Below are 14,034 nucleotides of genomic sequence, written 5' to 3' on the forward strand. Positions count from 1 at the left end.
CCTACAAATCTTTTAATTTCGTTCCGTTCTCGGTTTTCCAATCAACATTACCATTTGATGTATGTCCAAGTATTACAGCCGATGCAGCGGATGGAGCACTAAACTCATAATCCTTTTGGAATACCCCATCCTTTATCACTTCTTCTTTGATAAGAGTATTTCTCAGATTAAAATATCCTTTTCCCTTTGTCTCTAAAGACGGCACTGTATGATCGGATATTTTCGATCCGGACAGAACTGTAAAACCACCAGTGCTTACAAATCCTTTTGCATTTGCCTCCGTGCCCTTGCAATATAAGTAAACCGTATCATCCGTAGCCCTCGGAACAGGAACAAGCACCTTATATCCAAGGGTATTGATAAGAATCTTCACGTTATCAATAAACTCTTCCATTGTGGCAATCTGAGCTTCCTTCAGTACCGTGTTCTTATATGTATTCTTTGTCAGAATCGAATATCTGCCACAGTCCTTGGCAATCTCAACAAAACGATTCTCTAAATATCGGATCAAGGCTTTATTCAAGTCTCGACCAACAAAAATTACCGCCGTATTCCAGTAATACTTTTCTTTGCCGAACTGATAATCTCTAAGATGCTGAGTGAGTCTGTCTAATACATTTTCTGCCTCTCCGATATATACAGAATCTGCACCGTCATCTTCCTGGCACATAAGGAAGTAAACCCCGACACCTTTGATGTCATCCCGGTCACAACCTGTAATCTCCGTTCTTGGTATCTTAATGGCTTTTCCATTCCAATTTGATAATTCCGCTGTTGTCAAACTATCTGCTGAGCCATTTACAAGAAAGAGTTCAATAGCTTTTCCATACATCTTGTAATCCCTCCTATAAACCAATTATGATTTGTCATCATTCTTCTTGTTTTTTCTGTATTTTCCACTCTTTATTCTTGCATCTTCAGGCTTATTGGCATCTGCTGGAATTGCCCACGAATAACCTATTCTTACTGTGCCTTCGATTCTGTTTCCCGAGCATAGCACCTGTATACGCCTTTTGGATATTCCCCATTCATCCGCCATTTCTCGAATTGATTTATATTCCATACATTCTCCACCTATATGTTGTAATTAATAGTTATTCTATTTATATTCTCAAATGCGAACAAAATCAAACACATTCTTGGGAACAGCGTAAGTTACTTGATTGTATTCAAAATATCACAGATTTTAGAGGCAGAACTCCAAAAAAACTAGGAATGGATTGGAGCGAAGAAGGCTATTTGGCGCTATCTGCTCTTAATGTCAAAGACGGATATATAGACTTCAATCAGGATGTTCATTATGGGAATCAGGAGCTGTACGATAAGTGGATGACTGGTAATGAACTACATAAAGGACAGGTTCTTTTTACCACAGAAGCTCCAATGGGAAATGTTGCGCAAGTGCCTGATAATAGGCGTTATATACTTAGCCAGCGAGTCATAGCACTTGATGTTAAAGATAATCTTTTGACAGAAAACTTCCTTGCTACTGTTCTACGAACACCAACTGTATTTGCATATCTGACAGCACTTTCTAGTGGCGGAACAGCAAAAGGCGTGAGTCAAAAATCGTTATCATCAGTTGAAATCAGATTGCCGAAAGATTTGAAAGAGCAAGAGGAAATTGCTGATACATTTTCGAACCTCGATAACCTTATCACCCTTCATCAGTGAAAGTAAAAATACCAGCACTCAACAGTACTGGTATCTCCTACATCTTCCATATTCTATTCATCCACTCTTCTAATCGACGGTTTATACGTTTTTTCCTGTAACCACGGCAGCGTTGCATCGATCCAGACAGCAAACTCAACCAGAACAACGATAATCAGAGCTATTCCTTTTAAAATGATTCTCACCACATTGTTTCCAATATGATTCAGCGGTATCCATGCTGTTAGTGTATAAATCAGCACTCCGGCAACACACGGCGCAGCTGCAATAACCGGTTTTAAACTCACATACAGATATAGAGCAATAAACACGACCATATATATTGCCACTATCCAAAATCCAGCTTCCGGAAATAGTTTTTGATGAATCGGAATACTCCAAACAATCGCCGGAACTATATTAATAAAAGGGAACACATAATTCCTTTCAAACTTTTCATGCTTGTCCGTCCAGTCGGTGTAATACAACGACACATACCAAGTGCCTCTCTTCTTATCTTTATAAACTGCCATCTTCATCCTCCTTTTCAAATGAATCAACTCCGTAGAATCTTTCTTCGAAATACTTTCTGCTTACTCTACCCGGAATTACCATGTAGCCTTTATCAGAAAGTTCCTTATTTAAGTCACGAACGATTGCATATGACTTTGATTCGGAAACACTCAATACCTGACAGATCTCTTTTACTGATATAAACGTTCTGCATTCAAACATATCTTTTGCCCTCCGCTTACGTACTATTTCCTGTTACGTAATACATTTGGGTTGAAAAAATCCCCATTACTAAATGAGAGCAAAAAAGTTTGAAATTTTATAATTTGTGAAAAATAAAAGATGAAAAACAGATTTGGACTTTATTCTGGAATAATTCCGATACAGTTTTTTCTGAGAAAAACAGTATCATAATCGTATCACGACACAAAAAAGGCCTGAAATCATGTTTTCTTAACATGATTCCAAGCCTTGAAAATACTTGATTTGTTATACCAACCTCTAAGCCACTCTAGGTTTATTCCCACTCAATCGTTCCCGTTGGCTTCGGTGTTATGTCATACAATACTCTGTTAACACCTTCAACCTCGGAAGTAATTCTTTGAGTTATCTTATCCAACACGTCATAATCGATTCTCTCTATGGAAGCCTGCATGGCGTCCGTTGTATTAACAGCTCTGATAATTACAGGCCACGCGTCGCTTCTCTTGCCGTCCTTCGTTATACCTACCGAATAGAAATCAGGCACAACCGTAAAATACTGCCATACCTTGCCTTCGAGGCCGGCTGCTGCAAACTCTTCTCTGAGAATGGCATCTGATTCTCTTACGGCTTCCAATCTGTCTCTTGTAATCGCACCGAGACAGCGAACGCCGAGTCCCGGTCCCGGGAACGGCTGACGGAATACCATTGAATCGGGAAGTCCGAGTTCCTTACCGACCGTTCTTACTTCATCTTTATAGAGAAGTGCCACCGGCTCAACGAGTTCAAAATTAAGTTCTTCCGGAAGTCCCCCCACATTGTGATGTGATTTTATTCCGTCACTTTCAAGAATGTCGGGATAAATAGTGCCCTGTGCAAGGAATTGGATACCTTCCTGCTTCTTTGCCTCTTCGGCAAATACTTCAATAAATTCATTTCCGATTATCTTTCTCTTCTCCTCAGGATCGGCAACGTCCTTTAACTTGTCAAGAAATCGGTCTGTCGCGTCAACATATACGAGATTTGCGTTTAATTCTTTTCCGAATACATTTATTACCTGCTCAGGCTCCCCTTTTCTGAGAAGTCCGTGATTAACGTGAACACATACAAGATTTTTGCCAATTGCCTTAATTAAAAGCGCGGCCACAACCGATGAGTCAACTCCGCCCGAGAGGGCAAGAAGCACCTTACCGTCTCCAACCTGCTCTTTAATCTTAACTACCTGCTCTTCGATAAACTTTTTTGCCAGTTCAGGCGTATTGATTCTTTCCATATCATCCGGTCTTACGATTGACATTTGTGTTCCTCCTATTGTTGTCAAATCTCCTGTTTCTTTGCTTTATAAATCTAACAACTAATTTAATTTTTTGCAAGATTTTTTATAACATAATATTATATTGCAAAATCATTCAATTGCACATCTGCACATAAACATATGCCTAAATGCTCTTATTTAATTTACTGCTGTAAGCATTTTTAAAACCGTTATCGTGTTAAATATTTTTTCAAATATTTACCCGTATAACTCTCAGGTTCCTTTACCACTTCCTCCGGCGTTCCCGCGCATACCACGGTGCCTCCCTTACTTCCGCCTTCCGGACCCATATCAATAATATAGTCCGCCGTTTTTATCACATCCAGATTGTGTTCGATTACCACAACCGTATTTCCGCCGTCCGTAAGTTTTTGCAATATATCCGTCAGTTTGTGAACATCCGCAAAGTGCAGTCCCGTTGTAGGCTCATCCAATATATATATTGTTTTTCCGGTGCTCTTCTTTGCCAATTCCGCCGCCAGCTTCATCCTCTGTGCCTCACCTCCCGAAAGTTCGGTGGAAGACTGCCCGAGTCTTATGTATCCGAGACCCACTTCATTTATAGTTTCTATTCTTTTCTTCAATGAAGGAACATTTTCAAAGAATTCGAGAGCCTCTTCAGCCGTCATGTTCAACACATCATGAATTGTTTTACCCTTGTACTTAACTTCAAGGGTTTCTCTGTTATATCTTTTTCCGTGGCATACTTCACACGGAACATATACGTCCGGCAGAAAGTGCATCTCTATTTTGATTATTCCGTCACCGGAGCATGCCTCGCATCTTCCGCCTTTAACATTAAAACTGAATCTGCCTTTTTTATATCCTCGTTCCTTCGCCTCTGTGGTAGCCGCAAAAAGATCTCTTATTATGTCAAATATTCCCGTATATGTGGCAGGATTGGATCTCGGTGTCCTTCCTATAGGGGACTGGTCGATATTTATAACCTTATCGAGATTTTCCGTACCTATGATTTCTTTATATTTTCCCGGAATCGTATACGCTCTGTTAAGGCTTTTTGCAAGCGCCTTATATAATATCTGATTTACAAGAGAACTTTTGCCCGAGCCCGATACGCCTGTTACGCATGTCATAACGCCGAGAGGAATGTCAACATTTATGTTTTTAAGATTATTTTCTTTGGCTCCTTTAATGCTTATAAAGCCGGCTGGCTCTCTTCTTTTATCCGGAATCGGGATTGCAAGTCTGCCGCTTAAATATGCGCCTGTAACGGAGTTTTTGTTTTTCTTTATATCCTCTGCCGTTCCCTCCGCAACAACTTCTCCCCCGTGTTCTCCCGCTCCGGGACCGATATCCACTATCCAGTCCGCCGCATACATGGTATCTTCGTCATGTTCAACCACAATAACGGAATTGCCAAGGTCCCTAAGATGCGTAAGTGTGCCTATTAACTTATCATTATCTCTCTGATGGAGACCTATACTCGGTTCATCCAGTATATATGCAACTCCCACAAGTCCCGAACCAATTTGTGTTGCAAGTCTGATTCTCTGAGCCTCGCCCCCGGAGAGAGTCCCCGCCGATCTTGAAAGTGATAAATAATCCAGCCCCACATTTATCAGGAAGTCAAGTCTGGCATTTATCTCTTTTATGATTTCTTCGCCGATTGACAGCTCCCTTTCCGAAAAATTTATACTCTTTATAAAGGCCGCCAAATCCTCTATCGGAAGCGTCGTCATTTCATATATGTTCTTATCCGCAACGGTTACGGCCAATGAACTCGGTTTTAATCTCTGCCCCTTACATGATTTACACGGCGTGATTCTCATAAATGTTTCATATTGCTGTTTCATCGTATCGGAGGCGGTTTCTCTGTACCGCTGCTCCATATTTCTTATCAGGCCTTCGAACTTAATGTCATATATTCCGAATCCTCTCTGTCCCTGATATTTTACTTTTACGGCTTTTCCTCCCGTTCCGTTAATAATAATATTCTTTACGGAGTCGGGATAATCCTTATACGGAGTTTCAAGGCTGAATCCGTATTCTTCCGCCAATGCTGCAAGTATTGCGCCGGAGAAGCTTTTTTTATCCGTTGCGGACTGCCATCCCATTGCCGCAATCGCACCCTCGCTTATACTTAAATTCTTATCCGGAATGAGAAGGTCTTCATCAAATTCCATTTTAAAACCGAGACCGAAACAGTCCGGACATGCTCCGAAAGGATTATTAAACGAAAAGCTTCTCGGCTCTATTTCATCTATGCTTATTCCGCAATTTGCGCATGCAAAGCTCTGAGAGAATTTCAATTTATCTGAATCCGCAACATCCACATCCATTACGCCGTTTGCGAGTTTAAGAGCGGTCTCCGCTGAATCCGTCAATCGCTTTTCAAGTCCTTCTTTGATAATAAGTCTGTCCACAACTATATCAATGTTGTGCTTTTTGTTTTTATCAAGCTTTATCTCATCGCTGAGGTCGTACTGTATTCCGTCTGCAATAACTCTTACAAATCCGGACTTTCGTGCAGATTCAAATACTTTCTGATGCTCTCCCTTTCTCCCCGACACCACCGGCGCAAGAATCTGTATCTTTGTTCTCTCCGGAAGAGCCATAATCTCGTCCACCATCTGATCTACTGTCTGTTTTTCCACTTTTCTTCCGCATTTAGGACAGTGCGGAATACCGATTCTTGCATAAAGCAGTCTGAGATAATCATATATTTCGGTCACGGTACCCACGGTTGAACGGGGATTTCTGTTGGTTGATTTTTGATCGATTGATATGGCAGGAGACAGTCCCTCTATTGACTCTACCTTAGGCTTCTCCATTTGACCGAGGAATTGTCTTGCGTATGAAGACAGCGATTCCATGTATCTTCTCTGCCCCTCTGCATATACCGTATCAAACGCAAGAGAGCTCTTTCCGGAACCCGAAAGTCCGGTAAGAACCACTAACGCGTCTCTCGGGATGTCAACATCCACATTTTTAAGATTATGCTCCGACGCTCCTCTGATTTTTATATAATTCTTAAACTTACCTTTTTCCGATTTATCCGACATATTCACCTCGCAGTAATGTGATTATTTATTATTTAATACGGCAGTGTCCGGTTGCATGTATTTCCATTTTTTAACGGCGTCTGCGTTGCCGCTGAAGTTTAATCCGTTGGTAAATGTCATATACAGCTGCTTTCTGTATGTATTTGACGCGTTTCCGGCGTCAAATGATACGGTATATCCGGCACTTCCCGCCATGTTTTTTCCAATCAGTTTATTATTATCGATTTTATTATATGTATTGCCGTTTTTATTATACCTGTCAAAGGACAGGTCGTTGGCACTTATGACAGGGTCGGCATATCTCATACCGTTACTTTCATAAGAAGTTACCTGATTGCCTTCGGCGTCAATAATTATAAATTTCTTAAAATATACCTTGTCATCTATTATATCGGATACATCCGCTACTCCGTATACGAAATCGCTGCCTATATATCCTATTGTTTTTACGGTTTCGCCTTCTCCCGCCGTAACCGTATTTGCCGTTTCCCTGTTCCGGTTATACAGTTTAATTTCGGTTACATACCCCGAACCGTTTTTGGCTCCGTCGTATGCTATAACGGATCTGTCTCCGCTTGCCGAAAACTTACCATCCTGAATGTCGGTCAGTACTGCGTCGGAGTTATGGCTGTCGGTATTAATTGCGTACATGGTGTTTCCCGATACTACATAGTACAGGTTATTATCATTTAAATAACTTGATTCCGCCTGCACTTTCAATTCGTTTAAGTTTGCGTTTGATTTAACGAATACAACCTCTTTCAGCACACTGCCGTCATAATTAAATAACGCAATACCCGTTTCGCCGGCGTGTTCTCCCGCCATTTGCGTACCGTATACGGCAAACGTAACCTTTCCGTCATCCGTGACATTTATTATATTTATTCCGTATGATCTTTCACAGCTCTGTATATATCCCTTATCGTCAACCTTTATGGTGGTATTCAAATCACTGTTATTTGATTCATTTACGTCAAATGTAAATATTTCGCTCAGCTTTCCTCCGTTATCCGCAAGCCACAGATTTCCGCCGTTTTTAAATGCGGTAAATCTGCCGTTTCGGCTTGAACTTCCTTCAACCTCCGACGAATAATTAAATCCTAAAAGCAAAGAGTTATTGCTTACGCTTACCGAGTCCGGAAGTAATGTTTCTTCGGCTCTTCTCTGATAGTTAATAAGATTTACCTTACCGTTTGCCATCATCCTTACCGTATATGACTCATTTACCACAATTCTCTTTTCCTTGCCGTCCGATCCCGTTAAGGATATGGGATAACTCATGGTCATCCTTGTCGAATTGTCATCCACGCCAATCACTGTCGGTGTTTCACGTGAAACTTTTTTAGGATTTAAAGTATTCCACGTAACAAGCGATGTAGGCGAAAATATGTCCGCCACGGCATAATTTGTTATATCAACTCCCGATTTGGGTGCAAGATATGAAAAGACCTCTTTTTCCTTCGCGGAATCATATATATTGTCGCTAAAGGAATTGACAAACGCTATTTTTTCATCAAGGTATGCCGAACCTCTGTTTTCGATAAGAGTATTATAATAAAGCGTTTTATCCGTATATTCCACCCTTATTTGCAGCTGATACTTTTCATTGGGATTGAGCAGATTCTTTATATTCAGCTCCGCATCCGTATTTCCGCCGTTTGAAGTATATGAGACATCGGTCTTCTCCATAAGGGATCCGTCTGATATCTTTCTCACCTCATATGAAATACTTTTTATGCTGTTCTTATCAACATCTATACTTATGCGCTGCTTTCTGTCGGTATCAAGCGGCGAATATGTATTTATGTCCTTTTCAAACGTAAAATCATTTCCCGATACGCCGGTTATTTTGTTGTAAACGTTTCCCTTGGCGGTTTTAAAGGTAACCGTGGGGTTCCTTTCGGCGGTTTCAATGTTCACTTCTCCCGCAACCGCAACTATTCCGTCTTTTCTTGCAAAATTAATAATGTTGCTTTTAAATAAAAATATCGCAGTCACCGCAACGGCCGCAATAATTAAAATAAGGACCAGTAAGACCGACTTTCTTTTGCCGTTCTTACCCTGTCCTTTGTTCATCCTTCTATATAAACTTTTATAGCTTCTTCTCATCTATTTTATTCTCATCTGTTTTATTCTTATCAGCGGATCTTCCTTTAACAAACGGTACAAAATATACGCCTGCCTGTACGGACAAAAGTCCGATCAGAATTGCAACCGGATCGGCAAACCGCGTAAAGAAAGCTATGGCCACGACCGCTCCAAACACTGCAAGTCTGATTATGTATCCCCATACAACGCCGCTCCTTGTGACCTTTTCCGCAGTTACGGTCCTGTTTAACATCACGGCATTTTGTATGGATGAAAACATTGCAAGTCCTACTCCGATGGCAAACCCGATCATACATGTAAGCTTATCAAGCGGAGTAAATAATATGATTATTTCCCCTGCCGCCAAATATATAAGTTCGGCAAATACAAGTATCGGAAGAACCGAATTAATATTTGCAAGTCTGTCACGAATATTCAAAATGTCCTCCTAATCACAATTCCATGTTTATTTTTCTGCCGGAACCGTTATACATATAATATCTGACCTTTGCCGCGTCGAGCATTCTCTTTGCCGCAATAACGGAATCCGAATCCGGATACAGGTCTCTCTCATATACTATTGTTTTTATTCCCGCCTGAATGATTGCCTTTGTGCATTCATTGCACGGAAACAGCGTAACATAAATCTTGGCCCCTTCCAGATTGCCGCCCCTGTAATTAAGAATGGCATTAAGTTCGCTGTGAGCGGTATATAAATATTTATTTTCCAAAGGCGCACCTTCTCTTACCCATGGGAAATCATCATCGGAACAACCTATGGGAAGCCCGTTGTAACCCATGGACAATATCTTATTGTCATCGCTTACTATACATGCTCCGACCTGTGTATGCGGGTCTTTCGACCTGAGTGCAGACAGCTTGGCAACACCCATAAAATATTCGTCCCATGTAATGTAATCCGATCTCTTATCACTTATCAAACTTATCTATCCTTCTAATATGTCTGTCTTCATTTGAAAACGGAGTATCAACAAATATATCCACAATTTTTAATGCAAGCCCCGGACCGGTAACTCTTTCTCCGAGACATAATACATTGGCATTGTTATGTTCTTTTGTTGCCTGTGCACTGAAACAGTCTCCGCAAAGTGCGGCTCTTATTCCGTGCACCTTGTTGGCAGCCATTGACATTCCTATTCCGGTACCGCATACAAGGATACCCAAATCGGCTTCTTTTCCGACCACCGCATCCGTTACCGCCGCCGCATAATCCGGATAATCGCATGAGTCAAACGAGTTGCATCCCTTATCCGACACTTCAAATCCTCTCTCTTTGAGATGATTAACTATTTCCGTTTTTAATTTAAGACCACCGTGATCGCTTCCTATTGCTATAATCATGACTTCTCCTTCTTGTCTGCTTCATTTAATTCACTCGCAACTTTGAATACAACGCTGTATAATTCGTCAAAACACAGCCTGTATTCATCTTCATCTTTACCTATCGGATTAGGAATTTCTTTTTCCGGAACTCTGGCATATTCCGAAAGTGTAAAAACATTAATTGCATTTTCAAAGTCCCGATATATTCGATCCTTCTCATCCTTATTAACAGTCAGAACAACCGTATCCTCCGAAAAATCCGACTCCGTCAATTGTCTTGAAAAATGGCTCGGCATATCCATAAGTCTTTCCCTGGCAACAGTAACGGCCTTGGAATTACATGGCTCGGGAAACAAAACTATTAAACCTCTCGATTCCACAATAAGCTTTCTCTCTTTTAAATCAAGCAGCTTTTCAAGAATTGTAACAGCCATGGGCCCTATATCCGTGTCCGTTTCACTTACGAATACAATTCTGTTAATTACATTCATACTTTAATTATTTTATCCCCTGCCGCCTTAATCAAACGATTCATAACGGCCAATCCCTGATTATCTGTGTCAAATGTCTCCGAGTATATACTCCCGGCTTCTATGTCATTGCATAATCTGAGCGCCGTAAACAGGTTGTGTTCTATACTCGAGAGATCACTCCTATTTCCTAATGATACAACATAAATCAAAATATTGTTACTAATATCTGATAAAGTTTTGATAAATTCACCGCATTTTATGAACAAAACTCCATTCTCCGGCACATTTGCTTCCGATATCAGTTTCCTGTAAACATTCGTATTCTCATCCGTAGTCAATATAACCGTTTTTTTATTACGGGCAGCGTCCGCCAGGGAAAGCTTTACAATATTCTCCGCCACGGACAGGCCGCCCTTGTTATCCGAATCCACAAGGACAAGCGAGGCATCCGGCGCATAATGCCTGTACATCATTCCGGGAGCGAGAGGCCTTGTGTTTTTATCGACTTTCTTATAATTATCGACTCCGGCTATGGTCTTATCCACATCTATATGCCCTATTATTTCCTCTATGTCTTCCCGACTTATATGTCCCGGACGAAGCAACACGGGTACATCCTTTGTCATATCTATGATTGTGGATTCAACCCCGATATTTACCGTATCGTCTTCAATGATCATGTCAATCCTGCCGTTTAGATCTTCATATACGTATCCTGCCTTTGTCGGACTTGGCTTGCCCGATGTGTTGGCGCTGGGAGCAGCTATGTATATGCCTGACGAAAGGAGCTTTTTCGCAACTTTATGGGCAGGCATTCTGACTGCGACGGTTTCAAGTCCTCCCGTTGTTTCAGGCGGTACACATGACTTTTTCTTTAATACCATGGTAAGCGGTCCCGGCCAGAATCTTTCCGCAAGCAATTCCGCTTTCTCCGGGAACTCTTCCGCAATGCCGTCTATCTGATTCCTGTTTCCTATATGTACTATAAGGGGATTATCGCTCGGTCTGCCCTTGGCCTTGTATATCTTTCTGCTGCTTTCCGGGTTTAATGCATCCCCGCCTATTCCGTAAACCGTTTCCGTCGGGAACGCAACAAGTCCGCCATTCTTCAGAATATCCGCCGCTCTGTTGATTATTTCGTCATTTTTATTATCATCGTCCGTGATTTTCTCATATATTGTATCCATCATTGATTACCCCAAGAGAAGAGCTTTTCACCTACAACCTGCCATACGCTTTCATCTTCAAGACCCAGTCTCCAATATGCCACGTTGGTGTTGCCTCCGCCGTTGTTATCTTTCGTCAAATCTATCTTCTTTCCCAAAGTATCCTTGTCTTCTATCCACATTTTACATGTGGCTCCCGAATTGTCTTTATATTCTATATAGTTGCTTCCCGCATCGCTGTCATATACCGGAGAAGCTCCAGACTCTTTAACTATCGACTGTGATTCAACCATGCTTACGGCATCGCTGCTTAACTTGCCGTTGCTTTCCTTCCAAAGTCTCGTATAAAGAGGAAGAGCGTTTATTATTTGCTCTGAAGAAACGTGCTGACTCAGTCTTTCAAGATTTCTCTTTACGAATCCCATTGATGATACTGGACCGGCTTCTTCGGAACCGCTATAGTGCTCGTCATAGTTCATAACCACAAGATAATCCGCATAATTGCCTATTTCTTCCGGATTATAAAATGCATTATAGATTTCTATCGGATAGACGTCTACGGACAGATATTTACCGTTCTTTCTCAGTTCCAATGATAATTCTCTGATAAATTGGAGATAATCGTCACTGCTTGAACTTGTTATTTTTTCAAAATCAATATTTATACCGTCATAGTTCATGTCCACCGCATCCGACACCAGACGGTTTATCATTCTCTGTCTGAGTCTCTTGGAGCTTAACAGCTTCTCCACGTCAACATCATACTTAAAATCACTTACGACAGGCCACACCTGAACATTTGAATCGTGAAGTGAGCTTACCACCGCCTCGTATGATAAATCACTTATCGTTCCGTTGCTGTCGGCATATGCATACCATGTGGGAGCTGCTACATTTACGGCTCCCTTTGTATCGTTTACCGTTGATAATACATTGTTGTTTGCCGCATCGTTTGTAACTTGCACAAATCCGAGGCTTATATTTCCGTCAAACTTCTTGTGAGGATTATTTCTGTCAATATCCGCTCTCTTAATCGGTGCGTTTTCGGCATCTCCCAAAGACGAAGTTCTTATATATCCCTGAAATCCGTCTTTAGTTTGAACCTTTGTATAATTTCCCTCTTCTTCAAGCCTTACAACTCTGTCTCCGGATGATACGTTTGTCAATATGTCACTCTTCGGACCCGCATAATATCTTACAACATCGTCTGACTTAACCTCCGATGATGTGTCTCCCTTGAGATAAACAACTCTGTTTGGGTTGTCAAAGCTCTCAAGTGTTCCGTCCACATAAGGCTTGATAAACGCCATATCTATATATATTGTTCCGTTTTCTTCCATAACCGGAGCTGTATCGGCATTTTTTGATTCACCGTTCGTGGTTTTATATTCCGTCTTTCCCGGAGCAAGGACCATTGTCCCTACCCCGTCGGTGTAAAGCACCGAGGATGATTCCGAATCGTAATAAAACCTTGAATCAATATTATCCGCCACATATTTTTGCGGAATATAAATCGTACCGTTCTTTTTAAGTCCTCTTAAACTGTCATCCGTATTACCTTCAGACACTAATATTGTCTCATTTTCTCCGTTAATATTCTGTTTAAAATATTTAACCGGATCCATCCTCTCATTATTGTTTCCTTTAAGCGCAAAAAACACCGCGACAACGGCTATAACGGCCGCCGCTGCGGAAACCATGCCTATGATAACTTTCTTTTTGCCGTTTTTTTTGTATTTTCCGCCGGTTCTGTATCTGTCACCCATGACGCTCTCCAAATATATTATTCCGTGTTTTTTAGTTTTAATATGTGTTATTTTCGTTTTGATATGTCTGACGCTTTATTATGCAAGTCACATAATAAGGCGCATTATTTCACGTTGAATTAATTTATTTTAAATGTATTTTAATATTTACGATTTATGTTAAGTATACCATAAATAAAGTTATTGAAAAATTTGTTCGATTGTGGTAAATTACAAACAGGCAGTCATCACCGGAGGTGATGTATCCCCATTTATGTTTATCATTTTATAAATGTCGGTATTATGCGACATTCATACCCTTTTTAATTTAAAAATATTTATCTGCCGTTTATTAATACAATAAATTGCAGATACCGATCTAAAGACATTAATCTGTTCACATATTCAATAATAATTATATTCCTTAATAAACCATATTCCCAACTTATAATCGTATTCAGTAATATAATGACACATTTTGAAGTTTTAATTTATTTGATTAATTATTTGTGA

The 14,034-nt window shown here is 40.7% G+C and carries 13 protein-coding genes and 1 pseudogene; 1 reads left to right on the top strand and 13 read right to left on the bottom strand.

Features of this window, described 5'->3' with window-relative positions:
- Position 1: 1 nt before the first annotated feature.
- Positions 2–832 (bottom strand): GIY-YIG nuclease family protein, encoded by an 831-nt coding sequence (locus tag ACYQ1N_RS02260; RefSeq protein WP_459832243.1) that lies wholly within the window; start codon positions 830–832, stop codon positions 2–4.
- 24 nt (positions 833–856) lie between these two features.
- Positions 857–1,063 carry a DNA-binding protein gene (locus tag ACYQ1N_RS02265; RefSeq protein ID WP_459832246.1) on the bottom strand — a complete coding sequence of 69 codons (207 nt, stop codon included), beginning with the start codon at positions 1,061–1,063 and terminating at the stop codon, positions 857–859.
- On the opposite strand from ACYQ1N_RS02265, the gene ACYQ1N_RS02270 reads away from it, so the two are divergent.
- Positions 1,048–1,674: a restriction endonuclease subunit S gene (locus tag ACYQ1N_RS02270; protein ID WP_459832249.1), complete on the top strand. Its 627-nt coding sequence runs from the start codon at positions 1,048–1,050 to the stop codon at positions 1,672–1,674. The genes ACYQ1N_RS02265 and ACYQ1N_RS02270 overlap by 16 nt on opposite strands.
- Before the next feature lie 53 nt (positions 1,675–1,727).
- Here the strand turns inward: ACYQ1N_RS02270 and ACYQ1N_RS02275 are convergent, their stop codons facing one another.
- From ACYQ1N_RS02275 to ACYQ1N_RS02325, 11 genes and pseudogenes are all read right to left on the bottom strand, one after another.
- Positions 1,728–2,186 carry a hypothetical protein gene (locus ACYQ1N_RS02275; RefSeq protein ID WP_459832251.1) on the bottom strand — a complete coding sequence of 153 codons (459 nt, stop codon included), beginning with the start codon at positions 2,184–2,186 and terminating at the stop codon, positions 1,728–1,730.
- Positions 2,173–2,388, bottom strand: coding sequence for a helix-turn-helix domain-containing protein (locus ACYQ1N_RS02280; RefSeq protein ID WP_027421677.1), 216 nt, complete (start codon positions 2,386–2,388; stop codon positions 2,173–2,175). Before ACYQ1N_RS02280 ends, ACYQ1N_RS02275 begins: the two co-directional genes overlap by 14 nt.
- A gap of 295 nt (positions 2,389–2,683) precedes the next feature.
- Positions 2,684–3,604: pseudogene (gene guaA, locus ACYQ1N_RS02285) on the bottom strand (glutamine-hydrolyzing GMP synthase); the annotation flags it as partial.
- A 248-nt stretch (positions 3,605–3,852) separates the two neighbouring features.
- Positions 3,853–6,705 (bottom strand): excinuclease ABC subunit UvrA, encoded by a 2,853-nt coding sequence (gene uvrA / locus ACYQ1N_RS02290; RefSeq protein WP_459832254.1) that lies wholly within the window; start codon positions 6,703–6,705, stop codon positions 3,853–3,855.
- Between the two features lie 21 nt (positions 6,706–6,726).
- Positions 6,727–8,814, bottom strand: coding sequence for a hypothetical protein (locus ACYQ1N_RS02295; RefSeq protein ID WP_459832256.1), 2,088 nt, complete (start codon positions 8,812–8,814; stop codon positions 6,727–6,729).
- Positions 8,798–9,232: a hypothetical protein gene (locus tag ACYQ1N_RS02300; protein WP_459832258.1), complete on the bottom strand. Its 435-nt coding sequence runs from the start codon at positions 9,230–9,232 to the stop codon at positions 8,798–8,800. Before ACYQ1N_RS02300 ends, ACYQ1N_RS02295 begins: the two co-directional genes overlap by 17 nt.
- A gap of 13 nt (positions 9,233–9,245) precedes the next feature.
- Positions 9,246–9,731 (bottom strand): deoxycytidylate deaminase, encoded by a 486-nt coding sequence (locus ACYQ1N_RS02305; RefSeq protein ID WP_459832430.1) that lies wholly within the window; start codon positions 9,729–9,731, stop codon positions 9,246–9,248.
- Complete coding sequence (gene rpiB / locus ACYQ1N_RS02310) at positions 9,724–10,155, bottom strand: ribose 5-phosphate isomerase B (RefSeq protein WP_459832261.1); 432 nt, start codon at positions 10,153–10,155, stop codon at positions 9,724–9,726. Before rpiB ends, ACYQ1N_RS02305 begins: the two co-directional genes overlap by 8 nt.
- Complete coding sequence (locus ACYQ1N_RS02315; RefSeq protein WP_459832263.1) at positions 10,152–10,628, bottom strand: arsenate reductase/protein-tyrosine-phosphatase family protein; 477 nt, start codon at positions 10,626–10,628, stop codon at positions 10,152–10,154. Before ACYQ1N_RS02315 ends, rpiB begins: the two co-directional genes overlap by 4 nt.
- Entirely contained in the window at positions 10,625–11,800 is a 1,176-nt protein-coding gene (locus ACYQ1N_RS02320; RefSeq protein WP_459832266.1) for an L-threonylcarbamoyladenylate synthase, read from the bottom strand. Before ACYQ1N_RS02320 ends, ACYQ1N_RS02315 begins: the two co-directional genes overlap by 4 nt.
- On the bottom strand, positions 11,797–13,542 hold the full coding sequence (locus ACYQ1N_RS02325) for a glycosyl hydrolase family 18 protein (protein WP_459832269.1): 1,746 nt from the start codon (positions 13,540–13,542) through the stop codon (positions 11,797–11,799). The genes ACYQ1N_RS02320 and ACYQ1N_RS02325 overlap by 4 nt, the downstream gene beginning before the upstream one ends.
- Between the last annotated feature and the right edge of the window lie 492 nt (positions 13,543–14,034).

The sequence above is a fragment of the Howardella ureilytica genome, from assembly GCF_054657495.1.

Bases quoted from the DNA above. Each gene is read 5' to 3' on its own strand.
- ACYQ1N_RS02260 (WP_459832243.1), bottom strand. From the start codon at position 832: ATGTATGGAAAAGCTATTGAACTCTTTCTTGTAAATGGCTCAGCAGAT.
- ACYQ1N_RS02265 (WP_459832246.1), bottom strand. From the start codon at position 1,063: ATGGAATATAAATCAATTCGAGAAATGGCGGATGAATGGGGAATATCC.
- ACYQ1N_RS02275 (WP_459832251.1), bottom strand. From the start codon at position 2,186: ATGGCAGTTTATAAAGATAAGAAGAGAGGCACTTGGTATGTGTCGTTG.
- ACYQ1N_RS02280 (WP_027421677.1), bottom strand. From the start codon at position 2,388: ATGTTTGAATGCAGAACGTTTATATCAGTAAAAGAGATCTGTCAGGTA.
- uvrA (WP_459832254.1), bottom strand. From the start codon at position 6,705: ATGTCGGATAAATCGGAAAAAGGTAAGTTTAAGAATTATATAAAAATC.
- ACYQ1N_RS02295 (WP_459832256.1), bottom strand. From the start codon at position 8,814: ATGAGAAGAAGCTATAAAAGTTTATATAGAAGGATGAACAAAGGACAG.
- rpiB (WP_459832261.1), bottom strand. From the start codon at position 10,155: ATGATTATAGCAATAGGAAGCGATCACGGTGGTCTTAAATTAAAAACG.
- ACYQ1N_RS02315 (WP_459832263.1), bottom strand. From the start codon at position 10,628: ATGAATGTAATTAACAGAATTGTATTCGTAAGTGAAACGGACACGGAT.
- ACYQ1N_RS02320 (WP_459832266.1), bottom strand. From the start codon at position 11,800: ATGATGGATACAATATATGAGAAAATCACGGACGATGATAATAAAAAT.
- ACYQ1N_RS02325 (WP_459832269.1), bottom strand. From the start codon at position 13,542: ATGGGTGACAGATACAGAACCGGCGGAAAATACAAAAAAAACGGCAAA.